Origin of the sequence: Kiloniella laminariae DSM 19542, from assembly GCF_000374005.1 — a bacterium.
Classification (GTDB): domain Bacteria; phylum Pseudomonadota; class Alphaproteobacteria; order Kiloniellales; family Kiloniellaceae; genus Kiloniella; species Kiloniella laminariae.
The window spans coordinates 1-1,416 of sequence record NZ_KB893164.1 but is presented as its reverse complement, the minus strand read 5'-3'; the positions used below and the strand labels follow the sequence as shown (position 1 = coordinate 1,416).

The following is a 1,416-nucleotide window of genomic DNA, read 5'->3' as shown; positions in this document are numbered from 1 at the left end:
GGAAAAGCTTTTTTCAGCTTCAGCAAAAAGTTTGACGCAGTTGATCCAGCAACAGGCAACGCCTGTTCAAATGGACTTCAAACGTCTGCCTGATCTTCCGGCGGATGTCTCTACTGAAGGCGTCACGATCAATGGCTATTCGCAGTATGTTGATGTGGATGGCCAGAAGGTCGGCCAGCTGATCATTACCGGCTTAAAGAAGGACACAAAAGAAGCCGCGCTTGATCCCAACAAGTTCACAGCTCAATTCGATCTTGATACCCCGGAACTTCCTGCTGAAAAAGCTCTTGATATCAAGGGCGACCGGGCAGATCTGATCGAGGCTTTACGCAAGCTCAACGCCGAAGAAGAAGAACCAGCAAAAGAGGAAGAAAAGGAAGACAAGCCAGAAGCAGCGGAACGTCAGACTTCGCCGGTTCAAAACGAAGCACAGAACGATCAGGCTGCACAGTACAAGTCTCCCGAACGTCTGCAATCCACGCCAGAGCCAGAAGAGGAAATCCGGACCACGACAGAAGGCTGTAGTGTTCGGGTCGATCTTATTGGTGAAAAAGCTATACAGCAATCCAAGGTCCAGACTTTTAAAGGCGGCGTTCTCTCCGAAGATGGGGCCTGCTCGGATAGTGGTGATGAATTCCCGCTCAAGAAATCCTACGATGTCTGTAAGGATGAAGTGAACCTTGATGCCAAGATTGCCACGGCTCAATTCCGTTGGTTTTACGTCAATGCCCAACAGGCACGATTTGACGTTTCTGAATGTGCGCCAGATCCGGCAAAAGTCTATCCGATTGTCGAAAAGCACAACAGCTGCGCAATAGATATCAATATTGAAAACAAGCTGGCCACGCCGCAATCCAAGCTAATCTATATTGGTCAGAATTCCACTGAACAGCAGGTTCGTGATTGTGCGCCGTCCGTTGAAAAGCCAGCCGTTGCCTTAACGCAAGTTACAGACAGCTGCACGATCAAACACAATCTGGCGGGTGGTTCCTCCAAAGAAATGGGTATGTGGACCTATACGCTTGATGGTACCATTTTTCAGGCAACACCTTGCACCGAAACAGGCGTCGAGTTCTCCCATACTAAAGTCTACAAATATGACGGCGGCGGGGATGTCTGCGCCCCAATTCTGGATCTGGCCAAGAAAACAGCAACACCGCAATACCGGGTTGAAATTACAGTAGCTGGCCAGAAACAGTTTATTACGGAATGTACGCCTGATCAGGGCGGTTCTCTGGCCGTAAAGTCCACAACAGAGACTTGCGAAAACCCGATTAACTTTGAACATGACATTGCTGCAGGTGTTTCCTACGGCAAGGAACGGTTTTACTACGAAAATCCGGGTCGGGTTTACGTCAGTGAATGCCAGAAATCAGCTGTTACCTATCAACATCAGGTCGAGACAGTTGGCTGGCA

Annotated in this window: 1 pseudogene; it reads left to right on the top strand. The window is 49.2% G+C overall.

Going from position 1 to position 1,416, the window contains the following annotated elements:
- Positions 1-70 precede the first annotated feature (70 nt).
- Positions 71-1,416, top strand: a pseudogene (locus tag B152_RS23985) (hypothetical protein); the annotation flags it as partial.